The 5719-nt window shown below is 46.3% G+C and carries 4 protein-coding genes; 2 read left to right on the top strand and 2 right to left on the bottom strand.

Annotation, left to right across the window (positions count from 1 at the left end):
* Positions 1–1445 (bottom strand): cation:proton antiporter (locus A2517_RS06375; RefSeq protein ID WP_294895250.1); only part of this gene is annotated, 1445 nt, incomplete at its 3' end.
* A 55-nt stretch (positions 1446–1500) separates the two neighbouring features.
* Positions 1501–2994 carry a SulP family inorganic anion transporter gene (locus A2517_RS06370; protein WP_294895248.1) on the bottom strand — a complete coding sequence of 498 codons (1494 nt, stop codon included), beginning with the start codon at positions 2992–2994 and terminating at the stop codon, positions 1501–1503.
* A 112-nt stretch (positions 2995–3106) separates the two neighbouring features.
* On the opposite strand from A2517_RS06370, the gene A2517_RS06365 reads away from it, so the two are divergent.
* Positions 3107–4276 (top strand): MFS transporter, encoded by a 1170-nt coding sequence (locus A2517_RS06365; RefSeq protein WP_294895246.1) that lies wholly within the window; start codon positions 3107–3109, stop codon positions 4274–4276.
* Positions 4277–4315: 39 nt separating this feature from the next.
* On the top strand, positions 4316–5719 hold a 1404-nt coding region (locus A2517_RS06360; RefSeq protein WP_294895244.1), incomplete at its 3' end, for an HAD-IC family P-type ATPase.

Raw genomic sequence — 5719 nt, 5'->3', positions numbered from 1 at the left:
TGGCATACGTGATAGAGTTTCGCGGGATTATCAATGGCGATGATAACGTATTTTGCAAACGTGATATTGGCTTTTTTTAACACCTCTTTTTTGAGTGCATTGCCGAAAATAGCGGGCTCACCCATCTTCTGGATCTCGTGAAAGGTGTTAATGTTGTTTTCGATCGCGAGATAAAACTCCCCTTTTTCTTTGAGTGCGCTAGCAACATTGCGTCCAAACTCTCCAAACCCTAAAATAATCGTGTGATCTTTTAACTCATCCGAAAAGAACTCATTGGCAATATTTTCATCCTCTTTTTTGATAAACATATCGGTTAGTGGCGTTAAATGTTTCAAAATGAGAGGGGTCATAATCATCGATAAAACAATAGTAGCAATCAACACTTGGCTGTAGGGCTGGGCAATCAGATCGTTTGAACGCGCCAGCTCTAAAATCGCCAGTGAAAATTCCCCTATCTGTATAAGGCTGAGGGCTGTTTTAAGACTCACTCTTTTACTTTCATTGAGTCGTACAAGAGCGAAAATGATGATGAATTTTAACACCATAACGCCGATCAAAAGCAATACGATGATATGCCATTGAGCGATAAGGAGGAAAAAATCTATCTGCATCCCTACGGTAATAAAAAAGATTCCGAGCAATAAATCCCGAAAAGGGATCAGATCGGCTTCTGCTTGGTGTTTGTATTTGGTTTCGGCGATGAGCATACCCGCGATAAACGCACCCAGAGAATAGGAAAAACCAAGGATATGGGCTAAATACGATGCCCCGATAGCCAAAAACAGAACGCTCCCGACAAAAAGTTCATCAGAGTTTGTTTTTAGGATTTGGGTTAAAAAAGGCTCTAATATATGCTTTCCGAATACCCATAAGAATGCCAACAAAATCACGGCACTGATCAACATATCCTGCAAGGCCGAAGTGATATCATGCGCGCTGCTGCTCATAAATCCGATGATCAACAAAATCGGGATGACCGCAATGTCCTGCATAATCAAAATTCCCAGCGATCGCTGCCCATGTCGGCGATTTATCTCACCGCTTTCGTTTAAAAGTTTGAGGACGATAGCAGTCGAGGAGAGGGCAATGACAAGTGAGATAATAAAGGATGAGTTTTGATCGAGTTTCAAGCCGTAATGAGCAACCAGATACACGATCGTGGAGGTGAGAAGAATCTGCAATGTCCCCGTTACAAATACCTCATGTTTCATCCGTTTCAAGTGCGCCAGCGAGAACTCAAGTCCGATGGTGAACATCAAAAAGACAACCCCAAACTCGGCGATCGCTTGAAGATCGTGATTACTGACGGCATGATGAAGATTAAAAATATAGGCTATAGAGGTACCGGTAAGAATGTACCCGATGATCGTAGGGAGATGAATTTTTCGGACAAAAATATTGATAAGGAGAGATAATAGCAATGTGGTTACGATAATCGTTAACATGCTATCTCTGCCCTTAATTTTTTTAGCTTATTGTAACGCAAATATAAGAATGTTATTAATGTCCGCCCATCACTTTGTCAATTTCTGAGGGTTTATCGTGAACACCGAAACGGTCGATGATAGTACGGGTTGCTTCATTCTGTCCAATTACCTCCACCTCTTTGCCCATATTTCGCAGTTTTATCACCGCTTTATCGAGAGCATAGACAGCCGTAATATCCCAAAAGTGCGCACGGGTAACATCAATAATGACATTTTTGACATCCTCTTTGTAATCAAACGCATCGGCGAAACGATCTGCTGAGTTAAAGAAAATCTGCCCGATGAATTTATAGACACGGGTACTGCTTGTCTCTTCGAATGATTTATCCCAATACATAAAATGGCTGATTTTATTGGCAAAAAATAACGATGCAAGAAGTACCCCCGTAAAGACACCGAGGGCGAGATTATGGGTTCCGACAACGACAAATACGGTTGAGAGCATCACAACATTGGTCGAAAGAGGCAAGGTTTTCAACCCTTTGATCGAATCCCAGTTAAACGTGCCGATGGAGACCATAATCATCACCGCAACAAGTGCCGCCATCGGAATAATTTTGATCAAATCCGACATAAAGACAACCATAATGAGCAACAGAACTCCTGCAATCAACGTCGAGAGTCGCCCCCGTCCCCCTGATTTGATATTGATGACCGACTGTCCAATCATTGCACATCCTGCCATCCCCCCCATACATCCGCTGGCAATATTCGCAATCCCCTGCCCTTTAGCTTCACGGTTTTTATCACTGTCGGTATCGGTCATATCATCGACGATCGTTGCCGTCATAAACGATTCTAACAACCCCACTGCCGCCAAAGCAGCCGAATAAGGGAAAATGATAGAGAGTGTCTCAAAATTCATCGGAACATCCGGCCATAAAAAGATCGGCAAGGTATCGGGGAGTGCACCCATATCACCGACCGTACGAACATCGATCCCCATCACTACCGTTACAGCGGTTAAGACGACAATGGTCACGAGCGGTGAGGGGATCAATCTACCTAGCTTTGGGATATAGGGGAAGAGATAAATGATTCCAAGCCCTGCCGCCGTTAGGGCATAAACATGCCACGTGACATTGGTGAGTTCGGGGAGTTGCGCCGTAAAGATCAAAATTGCCAACGCGTTCACAAATCCGATCACGACGGTACGGGAGACAAAACTCATCAAAACGCCGAGTTTCAAATATCCTGCAAGAATTTGCAATACCCCCGTAAGCAATGTTGCCGCCATCAGGTATTGTAGGCCGTGCTCTTTTACGAGCGTCACCATGAGCAGTGCCATTGCTCCTGTCGCGGCAGAGATCATACCTGCACGACCACCGACGAATGCGATAACCGTTGCGATACAAAATGAGGCATAAAGACCCACTTTGGGATCAACCCCCGCAATGATCGAAAAAGCGATCGCTTCAGGGATAAGAGCGAGGGCAACCACGATTCCGGCGAGAATATCGCCGCGAATGTTGCCGAACCACTCTTGTTTTGGGGATAGTAATAGCATTTAGTTCCTTGAAAGCAAAAAAAGTTGCAGGTATAGAGTGAGGAAATTTTAGCTAAATCGACCTAAACAAGGGGTAAAATAGATCTTTTCAAATTTAGAGTACGAGAGATTAATGAAAACTCCACCCTTAAACAAAAATATTGTTGCACTGGGAGCTAATAGCTTTTTTACCGATTTCTCAACCGAAATGATCCTCCCCCTCCTTCCGATTTTTTTAGAGCGATTTCTCCATGCGACCAAAACACAGATCGGTCTGATCGAGGGGGTAGCAGAGCTCTCCGTTGCCCTCCTCATCGCCCTTTCAGGTTTTTATTCGGATCGTTTAGGACGTCGGAAAGGGATTGTTGTTTTCGGATATGGTATATCCAACCTCATCAAACCGCTTGCTTTTTTTGCACAAAGTGCCACGATGGTCGCAACGATTCGTATCGGAGATCGTCTAGCGAAAGGGATACGGGTTGCACCGCGAGACGCTCTTATCAGCGCTTCTACCCCTAAAGAATCCAGCGGCTTTGTCTTCGGTTTTCATAAAATGATGGACGGAGCGGGGGCACTGGCGGGTTCTTTGGCTACTTTTGCACTCTTATGGGCGATGGGAGAGAGCGAAGAGACGTTCCGCACCGTATTTGCTCTGAGCCTCATTCCCGGTGTTATTGCTATGTCTATTCTCATCTTTGTCGTGGTCGATAAACCGTTTGAACCATCACCGATACGCCGTTTTCGTCCCGAAGCGCTCCCTAGCTCTTTTTATTGGCTGGTAGCTTTCCAGAGTCTTTTCAGCCTCTTTGCCATGAACTACTCGTTTATGATACTCAAAGCCGGAGACAACGGCCTCTCCCTCTTTATGATCCCCCTCGCCTATGCCCTCTATAATCTGACTCAGGCATTTTTTGCCATCCCGATCGGCCGCCTTGCAGATCGCTACGGAAAACCGGCTCTCCTCTCTTTTGTCTATCTTGCATTCGGTCTAGGCGCTTTATGTATGGCCTCGGGAACCGTATGGGGGGGGTGGACAGGATTTGCGATTTACGGTTTTTTTGCCGGCGGATTTAATTCACTTGCTAAAGCTATCATCTCTGACACCGCACCTCTAGAGCTTAAAGCAACCGCTTACGGGATTTACTTTAGTGCCGTCGGCTTTGCCACCCTCGCATCGCTCATCATTGCCGGTTGGCTTTGGGATCATTTTGGAAGTACAACACCTTTTTTGATTGCCGGAAGTATGGCATTACTCCTCTGCGGAATTTTATTTCTCTCTCGTAGACAATTTGTTTGCCATTAGTTACTATACTATCTAACTCACTTTTTCGAAGGGGCACCTATGAATATCCCCGATTTACCTTGGTCAAAGTCAATAGATTCTCTCTTAGTGGAGTTAGAGAGTTCTAGTGTTGGGCTTGACGCCAACGAAGCGGAAAATCGCTACAAACGATTCGGCTCCAACTCCCTGATGGTAGAAGAGCGTTCCAAACTCTCAATGTTAATTTCTCAATTTGCCAGCCCCATCGTCCTCATCCTCATTGTTGCGGGGATTATCAGCTTCGCTATGGATCACACCAAAGACGGTATTATCATCCTCGCTATCCTCATCATCAATGCCCTGCTGGGATTTTATCAGGAGCTTAAAGCCGAAACCTCTATTCGTGCACTTCAGCGACTCACCGAAAATCATGTACGGGTATTGCGCAGCGGGATTGAGACGCTCCTCCCCTCTCACCAACTCGTCCCCGGTGATATCATCTTACTCGGCGAAGGGGATCTCGTCCCTGCCGATGCACGCTTGATAGAATCGCACGCTCTGCAGGTGGATGAAGCGGTACTCACCGGAGAATCGCTCCCCTGTGATAAATCAGCCGATTCGGATGTCAGCTCAGAAGCCCCTATGTATGAACGTCTCAACTCACTCTATTCGGGAACCTCAATTTTACGCGGGAAAACAACCGCTCTCATATGCGCCACCGCCGAATGGACTGAAATGGCAAAAATAGCGGAAGCGGCACAAAAAATCTCTCCCGAATCCCCATTGACCCGTTCAATGCGCCATTTTTCAAAACAACTTCTGATCGCTATCGTCCTCATTCTCCTCATACTCGGTGCCTTTGCAATTGCCCAAGGACGCAGTGTCGATGAGATGATCTCCTTTCTCCTCGCTCAACTCGTTTCCGCCGTCCCTGAGGGGCTTCCGATCGTTATCACCCTCATTTTAGCGATCGGTGCCTATCGTCTCAGCCAGCACAAAATTCTAGTGCGCCATCTCCCCTCCGTCGAATCGCTCGGAAGTGCCACCGTTATCGCCACCGATAAAACGGGAACCATTACCGAGGGGATTCTCTCCGTCAAAAAGACAATGATACTCGATAAAGAAGAGCTTCTTCGCTGTGCGGCACTCTGTAACGACTCGTATGATGACAAAGGGGACGGTATTGATGTCGCCCTCGCCCAATGGTTGGGAGACGATTATCTCATCTTGCGAGAACAATTTGAAAGGATCTATTACCACCCATTTGATCCCATCACGAGGATGATGGGGACCATCAACCGTATCGACTCAGAAGAAAAACTCTATCTTAAAGGGGCCTACGAAGCCCTCATTCCCCTCGCCCAAAACACCCCTGAGCAACTCGAAGAACTGCAAAAATCGCACGATAGTATGGCATCGATGGGGTTACGTGTTTTAGCCTTCGGTGTGAGCGATCACCATTGGGAAGATCCCGTTCATGCACCG

The sequence above is a fragment of the Sulfuricurvum sp. RIFOXYD12_FULL_44_77 genome, assembly GCF_001830725.1.
Taxonomy (GTDB): domain Bacteria; phylum Campylobacterota; class Campylobacteria; order Campylobacterales; family Sulfurimonadaceae; genus Sulfuricurvum; species Sulfuricurvum kujiense_A.
Note: the sequence above shows the minus strand (reverse complement) of the source record. Positions and strands in the feature narration are given on the sequence as shown.